18 protein-coding genes are annotated in these 19,296 nt (G+C 64.4%); 3 read left to right on the top strand and 15 right to left on the bottom strand.

The annotated features are described in order from the left end of the window. Window positions 1–145 precede the first annotated feature (145 nt). Entirely contained in the window at window positions 146–559 is a 414-nt protein-coding gene (locus MKK04_RS05515; RefSeq protein ID WP_241106327.1) for a DUF4398 domain-containing protein, read from the top strand. A 50-nt stretch (window positions 560–609) separates the two neighbouring features. Continuing rightward, window positions 610–1,401 carry an OmpA family protein gene (locus MKK04_RS05510; RefSeq protein ID WP_207829492.1) on the top strand — a complete coding sequence of 264 codons (792 nt, stop codon included), beginning with the start codon at window positions 610–612 and terminating at the stop codon, window positions 1,399–1,401. A gap of 166 nt (window positions 1,402–1,567) precedes the next feature. On the opposite strand, the gene MKK04_RS05505 is transcribed toward MKK04_RS05510, so the two are convergent. The 15 genes from MKK04_RS05505 to MKK04_RS05435 all read right to left on the bottom strand — a co-directional run bounded on the left by MKK04_RS05505 (window position 1,568) and on the right by MKK04_RS05435 (window position 17,811). Beyond that, entirely contained in the window at window positions 1,568–1,894 is a 327-nt protein-coding gene (locus tag MKK04_RS05505) for a hypothetical protein (RefSeq protein WP_133970509.1), read from the bottom strand. Further along, window positions 1,891–2,814, bottom strand: coding sequence for an alpha/beta hydrolase (locus MKK04_RS05500; RefSeq protein ID WP_063911480.1), 924 nt, complete (start codon window positions 2,812–2,814; stop codon window positions 1,891–1,893). Before MKK04_RS05500 ends, MKK04_RS05505 begins: the two co-directional genes overlap by 4 nt. Further along, the gene (locus tag MKK04_RS05495; RefSeq protein WP_025337939.1) at window positions 2,786–4,063 is read right to left on the bottom strand and encodes a flavohemoglobin expression-modulating QEGLA motif protein; all 1,278 of its coding nucleotides are present in this window, start codon (window positions 4,061–4,063) and stop codon (window positions 2,786–2,788) included. Before MKK04_RS05495 ends, MKK04_RS05500 begins: the two co-directional genes overlap by 29 nt. A 131-nt stretch (window positions 4,064–4,194) precedes the next feature. Continuing rightward, window positions 4,195–4,743 (bottom strand): hypothetical protein, encoded by a 549-nt coding sequence (locus tag MKK04_RS05490; RefSeq protein WP_063911479.1) that lies wholly within the window; start codon window positions 4,741–4,743, stop codon window positions 4,195–4,197. Between the two features lie 29 nt (window positions 4,744–4,772). Next, the gene (locus MKK04_RS05485) at window positions 4,773–5,477 is read right to left on the bottom strand and encodes a TetR/AcrR family transcriptional regulator (RefSeq protein WP_063911478.1); all 705 of its coding nucleotides are present in this window, start codon (window positions 5,475–5,477) and stop codon (window positions 4,773–4,775) included. A gap of 205 nt (window positions 5,478–5,682) precedes the next feature. Next, window positions 5,683–7,185 carry a lysine--tRNA ligase gene (gene lysS / locus MKK04_RS05480; protein ID WP_207829496.1) on the bottom strand — a complete coding sequence of 501 codons (1,503 nt, stop codon included), beginning with the start codon at window positions 7,183–7,185 and terminating at the stop codon, window positions 5,683–5,685. A gap of 93 nt (window positions 7,186–7,278) precedes the next feature. Continuing rightward, window positions 7,279–8,374, bottom strand: a protein-coding gene (prfB, locus tag MKK04_RS05475; protein WP_096009945.1) for a peptide chain release factor 2 whose coding sequence is annotated in 2 segments (ribosomal slippage) — window positions 7,279–8,301 and window positions 8,303–8,374 — 1,095 coding nt in all. Because the reading frame shifts where the segments join, the coding sequence is not laid out codon by codon here. Between the two features lie 124 nt (window positions 8,375–8,498). Further along, window positions 8,499–9,503: a Wsp signal transduction system regulator diguanylate cyclase WspR gene (wspR, locus tag MKK04_RS05470; RefSeq protein WP_207829500.1), complete on the bottom strand. Its 1,005-nt coding sequence runs from the start codon at window positions 9,501–9,503 to the stop codon at window positions 8,499–8,501. A 51-nt stretch (window positions 9,504–9,554) separates the two neighbouring features. Beyond that, complete coding sequence (wspF, locus tag MKK04_RS05465) at window positions 9,555–10,568, bottom strand: Wsp signal transduction system protein-glutamate methylesterase WspF (RefSeq protein ID WP_207829503.1); 1,014 nt, start codon at window positions 10,566–10,568, stop codon at window positions 9,555–9,557. After that, window positions 10,565–12,862 (bottom strand): hybrid sensor histidine kinase/response regulator, encoded by a 2,298-nt coding sequence (locus tag MKK04_RS05460; protein ID WP_241106326.1) that lies wholly within the window; start codon window positions 12,860–12,862, stop codon window positions 10,565–10,567. The genes wspF and MKK04_RS05460 overlap by 4 nt, the downstream gene beginning before the upstream one ends. Further along, window positions 12,859–13,521: a chemotaxis protein CheW gene (locus MKK04_RS05455; RefSeq protein WP_207829506.1), complete on the bottom strand. Its 663-nt coding sequence runs from the start codon at window positions 13,519–13,521 to the stop codon at window positions 12,859–12,861. The genes MKK04_RS05460 and MKK04_RS05455 overlap by 4 nt, the downstream gene beginning before the upstream one ends. Continuing rightward, window positions 13,518–14,792 carry a CheR family methyltransferase gene (locus MKK04_RS05450; protein ID WP_207829508.1) on the bottom strand — a complete coding sequence of 425 codons (1,275 nt, stop codon included), beginning with the start codon at window positions 14,790–14,792 and terminating at the stop codon, window positions 13,518–13,520. The genes MKK04_RS05455 and MKK04_RS05450 overlap by 4 nt, the downstream gene beginning before the upstream one ends. After that, window positions 14,789–15,295, bottom strand: coding sequence for a chemotaxis protein CheW (locus tag MKK04_RS05445; RefSeq protein ID WP_241106325.1), 507 nt, complete (start codon window positions 15,293–15,295; stop codon window positions 14,789–14,791). Before MKK04_RS05445 ends, MKK04_RS05450 begins: the two co-directional genes overlap by 4 nt. A gap of 5 nt (window positions 15,296–15,300) precedes the next feature. Next, a complete protein-coding gene (locus MKK04_RS05440) occupies window positions 15,301–16,923 on the bottom strand; it encodes a methyl-accepting chemotaxis protein (RefSeq protein WP_233693925.1) in 1,623 nt (540 codons plus the stop codon). Between the two features lie 195 nt (window positions 16,924–17,118). Beyond that, the gene (locus MKK04_RS05435; RefSeq protein ID WP_207829513.1) at window positions 17,119–17,811 is read right to left on the bottom strand and encodes a tellurite resistance TerB family protein; all 693 of its coding nucleotides are present in this window, start codon (window positions 17,809–17,811) and stop codon (window positions 17,119–17,121) included. A gap of 216 nt (window positions 17,812–18,027) precedes the next feature. Here MKK04_RS05435 and ydcS point away from each other — a divergent pair, with 216 nt between their 5' ends. Beyond that, complete coding sequence (gene ydcS / locus MKK04_RS05430) at window positions 18,028–19,179, top strand: putative ABC transporter substrate-binding protein YdcS (RefSeq protein WP_233693924.1); 1,152 nt, start codon at window positions 18,028–18,030, stop codon at window positions 19,177–19,179. Window positions 19,180–19,296: the final 117 nt, after the last annotated feature.

Raw genomic sequence — 19,296 nt, 5'->3', positions numbered from 1 at the left:
CGGAAAAAGCCTCAGTCACAGCCAATAGCCATCACGCTAAAACCCTGCACACCTGCCGTTGTGCACCGTTGAGCTGAAGCGCGCGGACGTGTCAGGGAATGAGCGATGGACTGCTACGGACATCGTCGTGAACAGGAGTGATCCAATGGAACTGACCACCAAGAAGACCCTCACTTTCAAACCCTCATCCACTCATGTGCGCGGGTTCAAGCTGGCAGCACTGGCCTTGGGCAGTAGCCTGGCCCTGGCCGGCTGCGCGGGCAACCCGCCCACCGAGCAATATGCCGTCACCCAGTCCGCCGTGAACTCCGCCGTCAGCGCTGGCGGCACCGAATTCGCCGCCGTGGAAATGAAAGCGGCCCAGGACAAGTTCAAGCAGGCCGAGATCGCCATGCATGACAAGAAATACGACGACGCCAGGCGCCTGGCCGAACAGGCCGAATGGGACGCCCGCCTCGCCGAACGCAAGGCCCAGGCGGCCAAGGCCCAGAAGGCCGTGCAGGATGCCCGCGAGGGCGTTCAGGACGTACGTGAGGAAGGCCTGCGCAGCGCTCAATGAGCCCTGCCCTGCCAACCTCGGCCTTCGCAAACGATCAAAGGATGAACACTATGCGCAACTACGTCATGATTCCCGCCCTGCTGGCCCTGAGTGTCGGCCTTGCCGCCTGCTCGCACGACCCAAACGCCAACCTCGAATCGGCCCGCACCAACTTCTCCTCGCTGCAGAGTGACCCGCAATCGAGCAAGGTTGCGGCGCTGGAGACCAAGGATGCCCAGGACTGGCTGAACAAAGCCGACAAGGCCTACATGGACGGCGAAGACGAGAAGAAGGTCGACCAGTTGGCCTACCTGACCAACCAGCGTGTCGAGGTGGCCAAGCAGACCATCGCCCTGCGCACCGCCGAAGGCGAACTGAAGAACGCCTCGGCCCAGCGTGCCCAGGCCAAGCTGGACGCCCGCGACGCGCAGATCGCCAAGCTGCAGGACAGCCTCAACGCCAAGCAGACCGACCGCGGCACGCTGGTCACCTTCGGTGACGTGCTGTTCGACTTCAACAAGGCCGAACTCAAGAGCAACGCCTACCCGAACATCACCAAGCTGGCGCAGTTCCTCCAGGAAAACCCGGAACGCAAGGTGATTGTCGAGGGTTACACCGACAGCGTCGGCTCGGCCAACTATAACCAGGGCCTGTCGGAGCGCCGCGCCAACAGTGTGCGCATGGCACTGGTACGTGCCGGCGTCGACCCCGCGCGCATCGTCGCCCAGGGCTATGGCAAGGAGTACCCGGTAGCGGACAACTCGAGCAATTCGGGGCGGGCGCAGAACCGTCGGGTGGAGGTGACCATCTCCAACGACAACCAGCCGGTGGCGCCGCGCTCGGTGAGCCAGGTACAGCAGTGAGGCTGGCTAGCTGAACTGACAAGCCCCGCGATCGAAGCGGGGCTTTCTTTTGCCTGTTCCGGCCCTTTCGCGGCTAAAGCCGCTCCCACAGGGATCGCGTACAGCCCGATCCTGTGGGAGCGGCTTTAGCCGCGAAAGGGCCAGCACAAGCAGTAGAGACAATGGCTCACTGCACCTGCTGCGGCGTTTCCTCGCCCATGCAGCGCACCGCGCGCTTGCGGTTGTCCACCAGCACGCCGGTCAGGCCTTTTTGCTGGGTGTCGAACAGCACCAGCACGCCATCGACGCACTGGGCCACCTGTGGCGCCGGGTCCAGCGAGACCTTGTAGTCCTCGCCAGGGAGGGTCTTGAGCATGGTGAAGTCCTGCAGCAACAGGGCATCCTCGGGCTTGGCGAAATGCAGGTAACCGTAGTACCACAAGGCCCCCACCGTCACGATGATGCTGCCGACACCGGTCAGGATCAGCGGGATGGCGTTGCGTTCTTCACTCATTGCTTGTTCTTCTCGTCAGGGTAATCGGGCACTTCGGCCAGCCGCCGCAGGCCGTTGAAATGGCTGGGGTCGTCGAGGAAACGCAGCATCACCTGACGCCAGGTCGGGTCGGCGAAGGTCTGTACGTGGCCACCACGGGTCAGTTGCAGTACCCGCGGCGCTGGCGCGTGCTGGTACAGGCGGATGCCGTTGTCCATCGGCACCAGGGTGTCGTCGATGCTGTGGAAGAACAGCTTGGGCGGGCTGCTCAGCTGCTCGATCGAGCGGATCGCGCTGTCGCCGTCCGGCACCAGCCACGACAACGGCACCTGCAGCGGCCAGGTCATCCACGAGGTGCTGAGGGCAAAGCGCCCGACCGCACGGTAGCTGGCCGGCACGCCGTCGAACACCAGGGCGCTGAAACGCTGGCGCTGCTCGGGGTGGGCCGCCAGGTAGTGAATGGCCATGGCGCCGCCCAGGCTCTGCCCCAGCAGCACCAGCGGCTTGCCTTTGACCTCGGGCGCCTGGTCCAGCCACGCCATCGCCGCGGCGATATCCTCATACACCTCGGGCAGGCTCGGCTCACCCTGGGACAGGCCATAGCCGCGGTAATCGATCATCAGCACCTGGTAGCCCTGTTCCGGCAGCCAGTAGCTGCCGCCCAGGTGCCCAGGCAGGTTGCCGCCATTGCCGTGCAGGTGCAGCACCGTACCCTTGACCTCGACCCCGGCCTTGGCAGGCAACCACCAGCCATGCAGGCGGATGCCATCAGCCGTGGTCAGGGTGACATCGCGGTATTCGAGCCTGGCTCGCTCGGGCGTGAACGGCTGGCCACGCTCGGGGTAGAACAGCAGGCTGCTGCAACCACCCAGGCCCAGCAGGATCAAGCCCAGGGTCAGCAGGCGGCAGCACTCAGAGAATGTTCGCGTAGTCGGCTTCAATGCGGTCCAGGCTCAGATGGTTGAGGAAGTTGGAGAAGCACATCCAGGCCGACAGCGCGTTGAGGTCGCGGAACTGCTCGGGCAGGTACTTGGGCGGCTCGACCAGACCTTCCTCGACCAGCTGACGCAGGGTGCGCATGTCTTCCAGAGTGGTCTTGCCACAGAACAGCAACGGGATCTGTTCGAGCTTGCCCTTCTTCACGGCCAACTGAATGTAGTTGTAAACCATGATGAAGCCTTTGAGGTAGGACAAGTCCTTGGTAAATGGCAGGCCATTGGGCACCGACCCACGGAACACCCTGCTGGCGTTGCTGTAGCTCTGCGCCATCTCGAAGCCCTGCTCGCGGAAGAAGTTGTAGATCTGCATGAAATCGGCACCCTCCTCGACCATGTGGATGGCGCGGGTGCGGTTGGTGAGCTTGCGCAGGCGGCTGGGGTAGGAGGCGAAGGCGATCACCTCCATGAGGATGGCCAGGCCTTCCTGGGTCACCGTCGACGAGGGCGGGCCCTTGGCCAGGAAGGTACAGATCGGCTGGTTCAGGCCGTTGAGCGTGGTGCCAACATGCACCAGCCCTTCATGCACCTCCAGGGCGCGCACGTCACGGGCGTTGAACATGGCGTCGGCACGCACCTTGATGTAGTCGGCCCCGGCCGCGGCATCGGCGACGATACCGTCGGACTCGAACACTCGGATGGTCTCCTCGGCCTCGCCGAACACCTTGTTCAGCCGGTGCTGGAGGATTTCCACGGCCTCCTTGGCGGTGAGGTTCTTCGGTTCGTCCTTGAGGTCGCCACGGCCATCGATGTTGTTCAGGTAGTCCGACAGCATCAGACCGAGGTCGGCCAAGGTCGGGTCACCGGCGTGGAAGGCATCCGAGGCAGCGCCGTACAGCTCCTGGGAAATCAGGCCGAAATCCTCGGTGCCGCGCGCTTCGAGCATGCGCACGACCATGCGGTATTCGCGGCACATGCGCTTCATGATCTGCCCGACCGGGTTGAACTGGCCGAGCTGGCGAATGATGTCGCGCTCGATGCCCTGGAACTCGGCCTTGACCGCGCTGGAATCGAACGCCAGCGGGCGCGACTGGTAGTAGGCACGGTCGACGGCCGGCGGCTCCTTGCCCTTGGCCTTGAGGAAGCCCTGGCGGATGTTGTCGTCCCACTTCACCGCGTCCAGCACCCGGATCGGGGTCTGGGCCGCGACGATGCGGTCGGACAGGGCACGGATGGTTTGCTGGTATTCGTCCACCGGGGGACTCCTTATTGGAACAAAGTGCCAAGCCTTGCATTGCCTGAACCGCCCTCTTCGCGGCTAAAGCCGCTCCTACAGGTACAGCAATCCCTGTGGAAGCGGCTTCAGCCGCGAAGAAGCCAGCGCGGTCATTTGCCGGAACGCTGGAACCGCGCCACTTCAACGAACAGGTCGGAGTTGGCCGGGTCGTCCAGGTAAGCCAGCACCCGCGCCGACGGGCTGTCGATCAGCACGCCGTCGCCGTTGTCTTCAGGCACCTCGGTGCTGCGCCCGGTCAGCTCCTTCTTGTCCACCGCCTGCTGCACCTGCTCGACATCCAGGTTGTAGACCACCAGTTCCTTGCCATCGACGATATCGAAACCGCCGATCAGGAAGTTGCCACCCAGGCGCTTGGGCACGCCGGCCGACAGGTACCAGCGGTTGCCGTGGCGCGACACGGTGAACACGTATTCCTCAGGGGCCTTGCCCTTGGCCGTGGCCACCGCCTTGTAGGCATCGGCGCCGCTACGGCTGATCACCAGCTTCAGCGGCTCGCCCCAGGCGTCCTTGCTGCTCCACTTGCCGAGCAAGGCCTTGGGCGCTGCCTGGTTGCTCGGCAAGGGCTCGTGGAAGGTCACCAGACAACCGCCCAGCAGCAGGAATGACAGAGTCAACAACACCACACGCCAGGCTTTCATCAGGTTCTCCTTGAAAAATCGGTCTCGGCTCAGGCCGACGCCAGCACCAGCTGCAGGTATCGGCTAAGCATAGCGAGCATCTGCCCATCGGCTTGCGCGTTGGCATCCTTGAGCAGGCCCTGATATTCCATCTGCTCGATAATCGCCGTCAACATCTGGGCGTCCTGCTCCGGTTGCCGCGAGCCCACCACCTGCAGCAATTGCCGGGTGCCATGCAGCAGGATCTGCTCGTGGGCGCACACCAGTTCGGCCAGGCGCGGGCACAGCAGCGCCTCCTGGCGGAAGGCCTGCTCGGCCATCAGGAAGTCACGGCGGGTCAGCAGTTGCCGCTGTACGTAGTCGGCAGTCATGCGCGCTACCTCATCAGCCAGGCGTGCCCGCGCCTGCGGGCTGCCGTCGCCCTGGGCCAGCAACTGACGCAACACCACCTCGGTATTGGCCCACAGCTTGGCCATGTAGGCGGCGCTGCGCTCGACATACTGGGCGAAGGTATCGGTGAGCAGGTCCTCGATGTCCTTGAAGTAGTAGGTGGTGGCCGACAGTGGCACACCGGCCTCGGCGGCGACGGCGCGATGGCGTACGCCGCGTACGCCATCGCGCACGACAATGCGCATGGCGGCGTCGAGGATCAGCTGGCGACGCTGCTCGCTGCCTTGGCGGGCAGTCTTGCGGCCTTGGTATTGCACGCTTTCGGCGACGGCGGTGGCGATGCCGGCGGCGCCCTGGTGAGGCATTGCGGGTGTCACGGGGGGTACCTCATGGACAGTGTTTCGTCAGTGCCGGCCTCTTCGCGGCTAAAGCCGCTCCCACAGGGACTGCACCAGCCTGAGGGCAGTGGGATCCCTGTGGGAGCGGCTTTAGCCGCGAAAGGGCCGGCACAGGCAATTCAAGTGTACAGGCAAGAAAAAGCCGCCTCGAAAGGCGGCTCGTTCAATTCACTCAGGCCTGCGGACGCATGTGCGGGAACAGGATCACGTCGCGGATCGACGGCGAGTTGGTCAGCAGCATCACCAGGCGGTCGATGCCGATGCCTTCACCTGCAGTCGGCGGCATGCCGTATTCCAGGGCGCGAACGAAGTCGGCGTCGTAGTGCATGGCTTCGTCGTCACCGGCGTCCTTCTCGGCCACCTGGGCCAGGAAGCGCTCGGCCTGGTCTTCGGCATCGTTGAGCTCGGAATAGGCGTTGGCGATCTCGCGGCCACCGATGAACAGCTCGAAACGGTCGGTAACAGCCGGGTTGTCATCGTTGCGACGGGCCAGCGGCGACACTTCGAACGGGTACTCGGTGATGAAGTGCGGCTGCTCCAGCTTGTGCTCGACCAGCTCTTCGAAAATCATCACCTGCAGCTTGCCCAGGCCTTCGTGGCCCAGCACCTTGGCGCCGGCCTTTTTGGCGATGTCGCGGGCGCGGTCGACGTCCTGCAGGTCGGCAGCGGTCAGCTCCGGGTTGTACTTGAGGATCGAGTCGAATACCGACAGGCGGGCGAACGGCTCACCGAAGTGGAATACCTTGTCGCCGTACGGCACGTCGGTAGTGCCCAGTACCAGCTGCGCCAGCTCGCGGAACAGTTCCTCGGTGAGGTCCATGTTGTCGCGGTAGTCGGCGTAGGCCTGGTAGAACTCGAGCATGGTGAATTCAGGGTTGTGACGAGTCGAAACGCCTTCGTTACGGAAGTTGCGGTTGATCTCGAACACCTTCTCGAAGCCACCCACCACCAGGCGCTTGAGGTACAGCTCCGGCGCAATACGCAGGAACATGGCCATGTCCAGGGCGTTGTGGTGGGTTTCGAACGGCTTGGCCGCAGCACCGCCCGGGATGGTCTGCAGCATCGGTGTCTCGACTTCGAGGAAGTCGCGCTCGATGAGGAACTTGCGGATGTGCGAGATCACCTGCGAACGTACACGGAAGGTGTGGCGGGTTTCTTCATTGACCATCAGGTCGACGTAACGCTGGCGGTAGCGCTGCTCGGTGTCGGTCAGGCCGTGGTGCTTGTCGGGCAGCGGGCGCAGCGACTTGGTCAGCAGGCGCACGTGGGTCATTTCGACGTACAGGTCGCCCTTGCCGGAACGGGCCAGGGTGCCTTCGGCGCTGATGATGTCGCCCAAGTCCCAGGTCTTGACCGCGGCCAGGGTTTCTTCCGACAAGGTCTTGCGGTTGACGTAGACCTGAATGCGGCCGGTCATGTCCTGAATGACCATGAACGAGCCACGGTTGAGCATGATGCGACCGGCAACCTTGACCGGAATCGCTGCAGCTTCCAGTTCTTCCTTGGTCTTGTCCGCGTACTGTTTCTGCAGGTCGTTGCAGTAGCTGTCGCGACGGAAGTCATTGGGGAAGGCATTGCCCTTGGCGCGCTCGGCGGCAAGCTTTTCCTTGCGCAGGGCGATCAGGGCGTTTTCTTCCTGTTGCAGGTCTTGCACTTCGGTCTTGAGGTCGCTCATTTCGTCATTCTTTCCATCAGGTGTGCGGTGCCCCTTTCGGGCAGGGCACGCGATACCGGCCCCAGGCCAGGTACCGCGGCAGTTGTGTACGGTTTACAGCCCCTGCTTGAGGCTCGCTTCCAGGTACTGGTCGAGGTCACCGTCCAGGACCTTCTGGCAGTCGCTGCGCTCGACACCGGTACGCAGGTCCTTGATACGCGAGTCATCCAGCACGTAGGAGCGGATCTGGTGGCCCCAGCCGATGTCCGACTTGCTGTCTTCCAGCGCCTGCGAGGCGGCGTTGCGTTTCTGCATTTCCAGCTCGTACAACTTGGCCCGCAGCATTTTCATGGCGGTGTCCTTGTTGGCGTGCTGGGAGCGTTCGTTCTGGCAGGCCACCACGGTGTTGGTCGGCACGTGGGTGATACGCACCGCCGAGTCGGTGGTGTTCACGTGCTGACCACCAGCACCGGAGGAACGGTAGGTGTCGATACGCAGGTCGGCCGGGTTGATCTCGATCTCGACCTTGTCGTCGATCTCGGGCGATACGAACACCGCGGAGAACGAGGTGTGGCGACGGGCACCGGAGTCGAACGGGCTCTTGCGCACCAGGCGGTGCACGCCGATCTCGGTGCGCAGCCAGCCGAAGGCGTACTCGCCCTTGATATGCACGGTGGCGCCCTTGATACCGGCGACTTCACCTTCGGAAAGCTCGATGATGGTAGCGTCGAAACCACGCTTGTCGGCCCAGCGCAGGTACATGCGCAGCAGGATGTTGGCCCAGTCCTGCGCCTCGGTACCGCCGGAGCCGGCCTGGATGTCCAGGTAGGCGTTGTTCATGTCCATCTCGCCGCTGAACATGCGACGGAACTCAAGCAGGGCCAGGGACTCTTCCAGGGCTTGCAGCTCGGTCTCGACGTCGCTTACGGCGCCTTCATCCTCTTCCTCGACGGCCATGTCGAGCAGGTCCTTGCAGTCGGACAGGCCGTTGGACAGTTTGTCCAGGGTCTCGACGACCTGCGCCAGCATGGCACGCTCGCGGCCCAGGGCCTGGGCGTACTCGGGCTTGTTCCAGACGTTGGGGTCTTCCAGCTCGCGGTTGACTTCGATCAGGCGGTCATGCTTGTGATCGTAGTCAAAGATACCCCCGAATGGACTGGGAACGCTCGGTAAGGTCCTTGATGGTGTTCAGGATCGGTTGGATTTCCATGGGCTGGCTACTCGCACGAATTCGGTGAAAAGCCTGCGAGTATAACCGAGTCCGCCGCAGGGCGGCAGACCCGCCGGGCGCCCGAATGGCCGCAATTACCCGTGTAGGAGCGGTGCAGGCCCTGTCAGGCGATGCCAACCTGGTTGCGCCCGCCATTCTTGGCCTGGTACAGGCCTTTGTCCGCAGCCGAGATCAGCTGCCGGCTATGGCTACCGATAGACGGAGTCTGGGTGGCCAGGCCGATGCTCACGGTCAGGTACGAGTTGGTCACCGGGGCGGTGTGCGGGATGCCCAGGCCGAGTACGGTCTGACGCAGCTTCTCGGCCACCAGGCGTGCCCCACCCGGCGAGGTGTTGGGCAACACCAGGACGAACTCCTCGCCGCCATAGCGCGCCGGCAGGTCGGTCGGCCGCGAGCACGAGCCGCGTATCGCCTCGGCCACCTGGCGCAGGGCCTCGTCACCGGCCAGGTGGCCGAAGCTGTCGTTGTAGGCCTTGAAGAAGTCCACGTCGATCATCAGCAGCGACAATTGCTGCTGTTCACGCATGGCCCGGCGCCACTCCAGCTCAAGGTACTCGTCGAAGTGGCGGCGGTTGGACAACCCGGTCAGGCCGTCGGAGTTCATCAGCCGCTGCAGCATCAGGTTGGTATCGAGCAGTTGCTGCTGGCTGACGCGCAGGGCGCGGTAGGCCTCGTCGCGCTGCAGCAAGGTCAGGTAGGAACGCGAGTGGTAGCGAATGCGCGCCACCAGCTCGATGGTGTCCGGCAGCTTGACCAGGTAATCGTTCGCCCCGGCAGCAAAGGCTGCACTCTTGACCAACGGGTCTTCCTTGGTCGACAGGACGATGATCGGTATGTCCTGGGTTGCCGGGTTGTTGCGGTATTCACGCACCAGGGTCAACCCGTCCAGGCCAGGCATGATCAGGTCCTGGAGGATCACCGTGGGCTTGATGCGCACTGCCTGGGCCACCGCCTGGTGCGGGTCGGCGCAGAAGTGGAAGTCGATGTTCTCTTCATTGGCCAGGCCACGCCGCACCGCCTCGCCGATCATGGCCTGGTCATCGACCAGCAGCACCATCGCCGAGTTCTCGTTGGGGGTCGTGAAACCTTCGATCGGTAAATCATTCATACCTGTTCACCCGATCACTACCGGCCTGGCGGCGTGATTCAATACACTTCGTCATTTTGCGAAAAATTCCATCAAGCGCCCGGCTATGCGTTCCAGCGGGCGGATTTCCACTGCAGCATCGATGGCCGCAGCAGCTTTGGGCATTCCGTATACCGCGCTGCTGGCCTGGTCCTGGGCGATGGTCAGGAAACCCTGCTGGCGCATCAGCTTCAGCCCCTGGGCACCATCGCGGCCCATGCCGGTAAGCAATACGCCCACCGCATCGCCGGTCCAATAGCGCGCCACACTTTCGAAGAACACATCGATCGAGGGCCGGTAGATTTCATTGACTGGTTCGGCAGTGTAGGCCAGCTGGCCGTTCTGTAGCAGGCGGATGTGGTGATTGGTGCCGGCCAGCAACACCTGCCCCGGCTGCGGTGGCTCGCCTTCACGGGCCAGGCGCACCGGCAGGCCGGCAGCGCTGCTGAGCCATTCGGCCATACCCGCGGCAAACACCTGGTCCACATGCTGGACCAGCACGATGGCCGCCGGAAACGCCGCCGGCAGGCATTTGAGCAGCACTTCAAGGGCCGCCGGGCCGCCAGCAGACGAGCCGATCGCCACCAAGCCACGGTGCTGGGACGCTGCCCGCACAGGCGCGGCGACCGGGCGGGTAGCCGGTGCGCGCTGCTGGCCAATCAGCCAGCTTATGTTGAGGATCTTGCGCAGCAGAGGCGCTGCCGCTTCGCGCGGATCACCCGCCCCCAGCGCCGGCGTGTCGACCACATCAAGGGCGCCGTGGCCCATGGCCTCGAACACCCGGTGCATGTTCTGCTTGCGGTCGACCGTGACGATGACGATGGCGCACGGGGTCTCGGCCATGATCCGCCGGGTGGCCTCGACACCGTCCATCACCGGCATGATCAGGTCCATGAGAATCAGGTCTGGCTGCTGCTCGGTGCAGCGCTGCACCGCCTCGGCGCCATTGCCGGCCACCCATATGACCTGGTGCGCGGGCTCGAAAGCGACTACCCGGCGCAGCGCCTCGACGGCCATGGGCATGTCGTTGACGATGGCGATCTTCATCCCTGAGCACCTCCGATCAGCTCAACCACAGCATCCAGCAATGCATCGTCGTGGAAACTGGCCTTTGCCAAATAGTAGTCGGCGCCGGCATCCAGGCCACGCCGTCGATCTTCCTCACGGTCCTTGTAGGACACCACCATCACCGGCAGCGATTGCAGGCGCTGGTCGCGGCGCACCAGGGTGACCAGCTCGATGCCGTCCATGCGTGGCATGTCGATGTCGGTGATCAGCAGGTCGAAGTCCTCGCCACGCAGGGCGTTCCAGCCGTCCATGCCATCCACTGCCACCGCTACGTCGTAGCCACGGTTGCCGAGCAGCTTGCGCTGCAGTTCACGCACGGTCAGCGAGTCGTCAACCACCAGGATGCGCTGGCGCGCCACGCCACGGGCACCGCTGCCGCCGCGTTCGATGCGCTCCAGGCTGCCGGTGCTGAGCAGTTTTTCCACCGAGCGCAGCAGGTCCTCGACATCGACGATCAGCACCACCGAGCCATCGTCGAGCAAGGCGCCGGAGGAAATGTCCTTCACCTTGCCCAGCCGTGGGTCGAGCGGCATCACCACCAGCACCCGCTCGCCTACCAACCGCTCCACGGCCACGCCATACAGTTGCTCGCGCTCGCGGATCACCACCACCCGCAAGCTGCTCTCCTGCGTTTGCCCTGCCGGGCGGTTGAGCAGCTGGCTGGCCGCGACCAGGCCGATGTGCCGGCCTTCATGCCAGAAATGCTGGCGCCCTTCGATCTGCACGATCTCTTCGGCGCTCACGTTCAGCGTGCGCTCGATATGGGCGAGCGGGAAGGCATAGGCCTCGCCCCCCACCTCGACCACCAGGCTGCGCACCACCGACAGAGTCAGCGGCACCTGCAGGTGGAAACGGCAGCCCTGCCCGGCCAGCTGGGTCAGCTCGATCGAACCGCGCAGCTCACGGATCATGTGCTGCACCGCATCCAGGCCCACGCCGCGGCCGGACACCTCGGTGACCTTGTCGCGCAGGCTGAAACCGGGCAGGAACAGGAACGTCAGTAACTCTGCCTCGCTCATCCGCGCCACCGTGTCGGCGGGCGACAGGGCACGCTCGACGATGCTGCTGCGCAGGCGCTCGAGGTCGATGCCGGCACCGTCGTCGATCAGTTCCAGGCTGAGCATACCGGCCTGGTGCGAGGCCCGCAGACGAATCACGCCCTCCTCCGCCTTGCCCGCCAGCAGACGACGCTCGGGCAGTTCGATGCCGTGGTCGACCGCGTTGCGCAACAGGTGGGTCAGCGGCGCTTCGAGCTTTTCCAGCACATCGCGGTCGACCTGGGTCTTCTCCCCTTCCACCAGCAGCCGCACCGGCTTGCCCAGCGAGCGGCCAAGGTCCCGCACCATGCGGCTCTGGCCGGTCAACACATCGGCAAACGGCCGCATCCGGCAGGCCAGTGCGGTGTCGTAAAGCAGTTGCGCGCGCTGGCTGGCCTGCCAGCCGAACTCGTCCAGGTCGCTAGCCTGCTGCTGCAGGATCTGCTGGGTTTCCGCCAGCAGGCGCTGGGTCTGTGCCAGGGCTTCGAGCACCTCGCTGCTCTGGCCACTGTCCTCCAGCTGCATGCGCAGGCCGTCGAGCGCCTGCATGCCCTGGCCGTGCATGCGCTTGAGGCGCTGCAGCGTGGCCAGGTAAGGCTTGAGCCGCTGGGTTTCCACCAACGACTTGCTGGACAGGTCGAGCAGGCTGTTGAGGCGGTCGGCGGTTACCCGCAATACCCGTTCCGTACCTTCGCCCGCGCGCTTGCCGGCCTTGCGATGCAGGGCCGGATCAGGTTCGGGCTCCAAGGGCTCGACAGGCAACGGAAAAGCTTCGGCTTGCACTGCTTGCACCGGCGTTTCCGACACTGCTGGCAAGGCTGGTGGCATGGGGGGCATGACTGCCGCTCCCGGGTCGAGCAGGTTGGCCATTTGCGCGAGGAACACCGGCAGGGTCGCCTGCGCCCCGGTGTCGCCAGGCGTAGCGATGCGCATCAGCAGGTCAGTGCCCTGCAACAGGGCATCGATGTGCTCGGCGCTAAGACGCAGGCGGCCCTCCTGCGCAGCTACCAGGCAGTCTTCCATGACGTGGGCGACGCTGACACCCTCGTCCACCCCGACGATCCGCGCCGCCCCCTTCAGCGAGTGGGCGGCACGCATGCAAGCCTCGAGCTGGTCGGCCTGCGTAGGGTTACGTTCCAGCGCCATCAGGCCGACGCTGAGCACCTGGGTCTGCGCCTCGGCCTCCAGGCTGAACAGTTCGAGCAACGATGCGTCGCGCATTTGCTCTGGGGTCATGACAGGCTCCGCTGCACGGCAGACAGTAAGTGTTGATCGTCCAGCACTCGCACGCTACGGCCGCGCCATTGCAGGACCGCAGCGGTGAAGTGGGTGGCGTCCTGGCCACTGCCCAGCAGCAGCGGGTCGAGCCGGTGAATGCCGTCGATCTCCTCGACCGCCATCACTACCGGCCCACCCTTGGCGGCCAGGATCAGCATGCGCGGCATCGATCGGCCGCTGCGTGGTTCGCCAGCGCTGGCCTGCACACCCAGCAGGTCGGCCAGTGACAGGCATGGCACCAGCGCACCGCGCACGTTGGCCACCCCAAGCAACACCCGCGAGCGCTGGTGCGGCAGCGAATGCACCGCTTGCAACGGGGCAATTTCGGCCAGGCAGGCAGTGGCCAGCGCCAGCCACTCTTCACCCAGTCGGAACAGCAGCATGGAGCGGCCGCTGCTTTCCTCGACCGGCGGCGCCACGGCAGCCTGGTGGTCCTGCATCAACGCATAGCGGTCGAGCAGGCGAGTGGCAGCAGCGGCATAGACCTCGCAGTTGCGGCAGTGAACGTGGCGCTCCAGCAGCGGGCACTGTTTGTCGCCGTGCACGCCTATGCGGTTCCAGCAGTCGTCGATGTGCGCGTCATCCTCGGCGAGCAACTGCATCGCGGCTTCTTTCATCGTTCAGACTCCCGGCCAACCCTCGCGGCGCGCTCCTGCAGGCGCCGGGCACCGGCCAGGTCGCCCTGGGCCGCCAGCAAGGCCGCCAGATGCACCAGCGCCTCGGGGTGCTGTGGTTCCAGGTACAGGGCTTTGCGATAGTGGGTCAATGCCTGCTGTGCATCGCCCTCGGTATCGCTGAGCAGCCCAAGCCAGTAGTACACCTGCGCCGAAGGCGCGAACTGGTCCAGGTAGCGCTGACATTCGGCACGGGCCGGTTCGCTGGCGCCGGCATTGGCAAGCCGGGCAATGCTGGCCAGCAACTCGCTTGCCTCCTCACGCCTGTGCTCGCGGGCCGGCGCTGGCTTGGCGGCCACGGGCAGCACGCGCAGTGGGCGCGGCAACGCTGCGCTCGGTTGTAAAGAGCCCGGCTTGGCCAGTGTTGGCACTGCGCCCCGCGAGGGCTGCACCGGTGGCGTAACCAGCGCAGCGCCACCGCCTTCCTCGCGCACGTAGGCGAACGACTGGGCAATCCCCAGCGGGCGCATACCCAACCGCGCCAACAAGCTACCTTCGGCCGGGCCGATGAACAGCACGCCCTGTGGATGCAACAGACGCTTGAGCACCTCGAATACCCGTTGCTGGGTCGGCACGTCGAAATAGATCAGCAGGTTACGGCAGAACACGAAGTCGTACAGGCCATCGCGGCTGGCCAGCGCCGGGTCGAGCACGTTACCTACTTGCAGGCTGACTTGCTCGCGCACCCGCTCATGCAGTTGGTGACCTTCGTCAAGGGCATGGAAGTAACGCGCACGAAAGCCCAGGTCGCTGCCACGGAAGGCATTGCGCCCGTATACGGCCTGCCCGGCCTTGGCCACGGAACTGGGGCTGATGTCCATGCCGTCGATCATGAACGCCCCCGGCGCGATACCGGCGTCGAGCAAGGCCATCGCCAGCGAATAGGGCTCCTCGCCGGTCGAGCAAGGCAAACTGAGCAAGCGCAGCGGGCGCGCCCCGGCCAGCTCGGCCAGGCGTTTGTGCGCCAGGCGGGCCAGGGCGGTGAAGGATTCGGGGTAACGGAAAAACCAGGTTTCCGGGACGATGACGGCTTCGATCAGCGCCTGTTGCTCATCCATCGACTGCTGCAGGTGCAGCCAGTAATCATCCAGGTCCGCGGCGTTCACGGCTACGCAACGCTGGCGCAGCGCACGCTCGACCATGGGCGCGCCCACCGACTCCACGTCCAGGCCGATGCGTTCGCGCAAGAAACGGAAAAAACGCTGTTCGATCATGTCGGCATCCCTGTCGGATCATTCACGTACAGCAACTCGTGCACGGCATCTGGCAACAGTTCGTTGACTTCGATGCGCTGCAACAAGCCCTGCTCATCCTGACGCACCGGGCCAAGGTACGGGGCTTCGCCGCTGTCCATGCCATACGGCTGAAACTCGTCGGGGTGGCAACGCAGGGTTTCGGTGGCCTGCTCCAGGATCAGGCCAAGCTGCAAGCCGCCTCGGTAGTGCACCAGCACCAGGCGGGTACTGGTGCGCTGCGCTGCCGGCTGGCCGAAGCTCAATGCCGCCAGGTCGACCACCGGCACCAGCAGGCCTCGGTGTGCAAGGATGCCTGCGACCCAGGCAGGCGCCTTGGCGATCGGCTTGAGTGGCTGCTGTGGCAGCACCTCGATCACCTCGTACACGCTCAGGGCAAAGCGTTGCTCGCGGATGCGAAACTGTAGATACAACGCCCCCTTCGCGTTGCCCGCCCGCGCGGCGCGCGTTTGCAAGTCGTTCATCGCAGTCAGACTTTGAAGCGCGACACGCCGCCACGCAGGCCCGCGGCCACCTGGCTCAGCTCATCGATGGCGAAACTGGCCTGGCGCAGCGACTCGACGGTCTGGGTGCTGGCATCGCTGAGCTGGGCCAGCGCCTGGTTGATCTGCTCGGCACCCGTGGCCTGGGCCTGCATGCCCTCGTTGACCATCAGCACGCGCGGCGCCAGGGCCTGCACCTGGTGGATGATCTGGCTGAGCTGCTCGCCCACCTGCTGCACCTCGAACATGCCGCGGCGTACTTCTTCGGAAAACTTGTCCATGCCCATGACCCCGGCCGACACCGCCGACTGGATCTCGCGCACCATCTGCTCGATGTCGTAGGTGGCCACGGCAGTCTGGTCGGCCAGGCGGCGCACTTCAGTGGCCACCACGGCAAAGCCGCGGCCGTACTCGCCGGCCTTTTCCGCTTCGATGGCAGCGTTGAGCGACAGCAGGTTGGTCTGGTCGGCGACCTTGACGATGGTCACCACCATCTGGGTGATGTTGCTGGCCTTTTCGTTGAGGATGCCCAGTTTGGCATTGACCAGGTCGGCGGCGCCCATCACCTGGTGCATGGTTTCTTCCATGCGCGCCAGCCCCTGCTGGCCGGAGCCAGCCAGGCTGGAGGCCTGATCGGCGGCCGAGGTGACTTCGCTCATGGTGCGCACCAGGTCACGCGAGGTAGCGGCAATCTCACGCGAGGTGGCACCGATTTCGGTGGTGGTGGCGGCGGTTTCGGTGGCAGTGGCCTGCTGTTGCTTGGAGGTGGCGGCGATTTCGGTCACCGAGGTGGTCACCTGCACCGACGAACGCTGGGCCTGGGACACCAGGTTGGCCAAGGCCTCGGCCATTTCGTTGAAGCCGCTTTCGATGGCGCCGAACTCGTCCTTGCGGTCCAGGCTCAGACGCATGCTCAGGTCACCCGAGCGCAGTTTGTCCAGGGCATGGACAATGCGCTGCACGGGTGCAGTGATGGCGCGCAGCAGCAGCAGGCCGCAAATGCCCGCGGCGATGATCGCCAGCAACAGCGAAACCACCATGCTGCCCTTGGCCGTGTTCACGGCGCTGACAATTTCGTTGGTGGCGGTTTCAGCAGAGGTCCGATTGTCTTCGATAACCTGGTTCAGATGCTTGCGCCCATTGACCCAGGCCGGGGTGAGCACCTCGTTGATCAACCGCTGGGCTTCGTCATAGTCGTGCTGACGGTAGGCTTCCAGTACCTGGCCGACGATCTTCATGTAGTTTTCTTCGAGTTTCACGAAGGTGTTGAAGTGGCTCTGGTCGGCTTGACTCAGGATCGTAGCCTGGTAACTCGCCATGTACTGCTTCAGGCGGTCCTCGAAACCTTTGAACAGCTCCATGTCGGCCGAGGTGATTTCACGACGGTTGGACAGGCCCACCAGTTGCTGGCTGGTGACATAGCTGTCGACCCAGGCGCTACGGATCATCGAGCTGTAGTACACCCCGGGAATGCTGTCGCTGCCCACTGCCTGCTCGGCGGATGCGATGGTCGCCAACCGCGAGTAGGCGGCCACGATCATCAGCAGCATGATGGCGATGATCACGGCGAAACTTGCCAGGATCCGTTGGCGCAAGGTCCAGTTCTTCACATTCAGCCCTCAGGAATTCACAACGAGCGGGAAAATCGCCGAAGTATAGCCCAGGCGCCCAGCGGTCATGCGGCTGAAATGTGGGGTGACTAGGTAACCTGCCTGATGGACAGGTCATTTGCTCTCCCTGGAAAGGCGCATTTCTTGTGGGAGCGGCCCATTCGCGGCACAAGGCCGCTCCCACAAAGGCCGCGCCTATTGGCCGGCGGCAAGCCTTGCCTGGCTTTCCAGTTCCTGGCGCAGGGCAGGGTCCAGGCGCAGCTGGCGGGCCAGTTCGTCCAGGTAGGCGCGCTCCATGAAGTTTTCCTGGTCGACCATCATCACGCTGGCCAGGTACATCTCGGCGGCCATCTCCGGCGTTTGCGCGGCACGGGCCACTTCGGCCGGGTCCAGTGGTTTGTTCAGCTCGGCATGCAGCCAGTGCTGCAATTCGCGGTCAGTGTCCAGGCGGGTGAATTCGCCCTCGATCAACGCTCGCTCGCGTTCGTCGATGTGGCCATCGGACTTGGCCGCCGCCACCAGCGCCCGCAGCACCGCCTGGCTGTGCTGTTCGGCCTGGGCCGGCGGCAAGCGGTCGACGGTCTGTGGCTCGGCGGCGGCTACCTGCTGGCGCGCCTGCCAGTTGCCGTAGGCCTTGTAGGCCAGCACACCGAGTGCCGCCAGGCCACCATAGGTGAGGGCCTTGCCGCCATATTTGCGGGCTTTCCTGCTGCCCAGCAGCAAGCCCATGGCGCCCGCCGCCAAGGCACCACCACCGGCACCGGAAAGCAGGCTGCCAAGGCCGCCGGCACTGGTACCAGGCTTGCCAGAGCTGCCCTTGCCGGCCTGGCTGGCGAGCAAGTCCTGGCCGGACTTGAGCAACTGGTCGAGCAATCCCCGGGTATTCATCAAACGGTCTCCACGTTGGCCAAGGGAGCCGTCAGGTTAAGCCCTGCCTGCCCGATCGCCATGGGGGGATTTGCTTCCGGATGTTGCATTGGCTGGCAAAAAGCCAACTAGACTCGATATCGCCAACACCGCACGCAATCGCACTACGCTTACAACGATCGCTTCAGGCTTGCTTGATGACTGCCCCGACCAAAATCTCCAAGAAGAGGGAACACCATGTCAGTGCACAAGACCGCATTGCTCGGCCTCACCGCCTGCGCCGTGCTGGCCAGCGCCAGCCTGCAGGCTGGCGAACCGCCCAAGGCCCTGGGGCCCGGCGAGGGCCGCCTGGACATCGTCGCCTGGCCCGGCTACATCGAGCGCGGTGAAAGCGACAAGGCCTACGACTGGGTGAGCGGCTTCGAGAAGGAAACCGGCTGCAAGGTCAGCGTCAAGACCGCTGCCACCTCGGACGAGATGGTCAGCCTGATGACCAAGGGCGGCTATGACCTGGTCACCGCCTCGGGCGATGCCTCGCTGCGGCTGATCGCGGGCAAGCGGGTACAGCCGATCAACACCGCCTTGATCCCCAACTGGAAGAACATCGACCCACGGTTGCAGAACGGTAGCTGGTACGTAGTCGACAAGCAGGTCTACGGTACCCCGTACCAGTGGGGGCCGAACGTGCTGCTGTACAACACCGACGTGTTCAAGCAGGCGCCCACCAGCTGGGGTGTGCTGTTCGAGCCGCAGAACCTGCCCGATGGCAAGCCGAACAAAGGCCGCGTGCAGGCCTACGATGGGCCGATCTACATCGCCGACGCGGCGTTGTACCTGAAGACGGCCAAGCCGGAGCTGGGCATCCAGGACCCGTACGAGCTGAGCGAAGCGCAGTACAAGGCCGTGCTGGAACTGCTGCGCCAGCAGCAACCGCTGATCCATCGCTACTGGCATGACGCCACGGTGCAGATGAGCGACGTGAAGAACGAAGGCGTGGTCGCCTCCAGCTCCTGGGGTTACATGGTCAATGGCCTGAAGGCCGAGAAACAGCCCGTGGCCTCGACCATTCCCAAGGAAGGCGCGACCGGCTGGGCCGACACCACCATGCTGCACAGCGAGGCCAAGCACCCCAACTGTGCCTACAAGTGGATGGACTGGTCGCTGCAGCCGAAGGTACAGGGTGATGTGGCGGCCTGGTTCGGTTCGTTGCCGGCGGTACCGGCGGCCTGCACCGGCAGCGAGCTGCTGGGGGCCGAAGGTTGCAAGACCAATGGCTTCGACAACTTCGACAAGATCGCCTTCTGGAAAACCCCGCAGGCCCAGGGGGGCAAGTTCGTGCCGTATAGCCGCTGGACCCAGGATTACATTGCGATCATGGGTGGGCGCTGAGGTTGCCTGAATGCCTGTGCCGGCCTCTTCGCGGGTGAACCCGCTCCCACAGGTAAAGCACCACCCTTACAGGCGGTGAGCAACTTGTGGGAGCGGGCAAGCCCGCGAAGAGGCCGA

Origin of the sequence: Pseudomonas sp. LS.1a, from assembly GCF_022533585.1 — a bacterium.
In the GTDB taxonomy this organism is placed as follows: Bacteria; Pseudomonadota; Gammaproteobacteria; order Pseudomonadales; family Pseudomonadaceae; genus Aquipseudomonas.
Note: the sequence above shows the minus strand (reverse complement) of the source record. Positions and strands in the feature narration are given on the sequence as shown.

Coding starts and splice junctions, on each gene's coding strand:
- MKK04_RS05515 (WP_241106327.1), top strand. CDS start 146: ATGGAACTGACCACCAAGAAGACCCTCACTTTCAAACCCTCATCCACT.
- MKK04_RS05510 (WP_207829492.1), top strand. CDS start 610: ATGCGCAACTACGTCATGATTCCCGCCCTGCTGGCCCTGAGTGTCGGC.
- MKK04_RS05505 (WP_133970509.1), bottom strand. CDS start 1,894: ATGAGTGAAGAACGCAACGCCATCCCGCTGATCCTGACCGGTGTCGGC.
- MKK04_RS05490 (WP_063911479.1), bottom strand. CDS start 4,743: ATGAAAGCCTGGCGTGTGGTGTTGTTGACTCTGTCATTCCTGCTGCTG.
- MKK04_RS05485 (WP_063911478.1), bottom strand. CDS start 5,477: ATGCCTCACCAGGGCGCCGCCGGCATCGCCACCGCCGTCGCCGAAAGC.
- lysS (WP_207829496.1), bottom strand. CDS start 7,185: ATGAGCGACCTCAAGACCGAAGTGCAAGACCTGCAACAGGAAGAAAAC.
- wspR (WP_207829500.1), bottom strand. CDS start 9,503: ATGAATGATTTACCGATCGAAGGTTTCACGACCCCCAACGAGAACTCG.
- wspF (WP_207829503.1), bottom strand. CDS start 10,568: ATGAAGATCGCCATCGTCAACGACATGCCCATGGCCGTCGAGGCGCTG.
- MKK04_RS05460 (WP_241106326.1), bottom strand. CDS start 12,862: ATGACCCCAGAGCAAATGCGCGACGCATCGTTGCTCGAACTGTTCAGC.
- MKK04_RS05455 (WP_207829506.1), bottom strand. CDS start 13,521: ATGAAAGAAGCCGCGATGCAGTTGCTCGCCGAGGATGACGCGCACATC.
- MKK04_RS05450 (WP_207829508.1), bottom strand. CDS start 14,792: ATGATCGAACAGCGTTTTTTCCGTTTCTTGCGCGAACGCATCGGCCTG.
- MKK04_RS05445 (WP_241106325.1), bottom strand. CDS start 15,295: ATGAACGACTTGCAAACGCGCGCCGCGCGGGCGGGCAACGCGAAGGGG.
- MKK04_RS05435 (WP_207829513.1), bottom strand. CDS start 17,811: ATGAATACCCGGGGATTGCTCGACCAGTTGCTCAAGTCCGGCCAGGAC.
- ydcS (WP_233693924.1), top strand. CDS start 18,028: ATGTCAGTGCACAAGACCGCATTGCTCGGCCTCACCGCCTGCGCCGTG.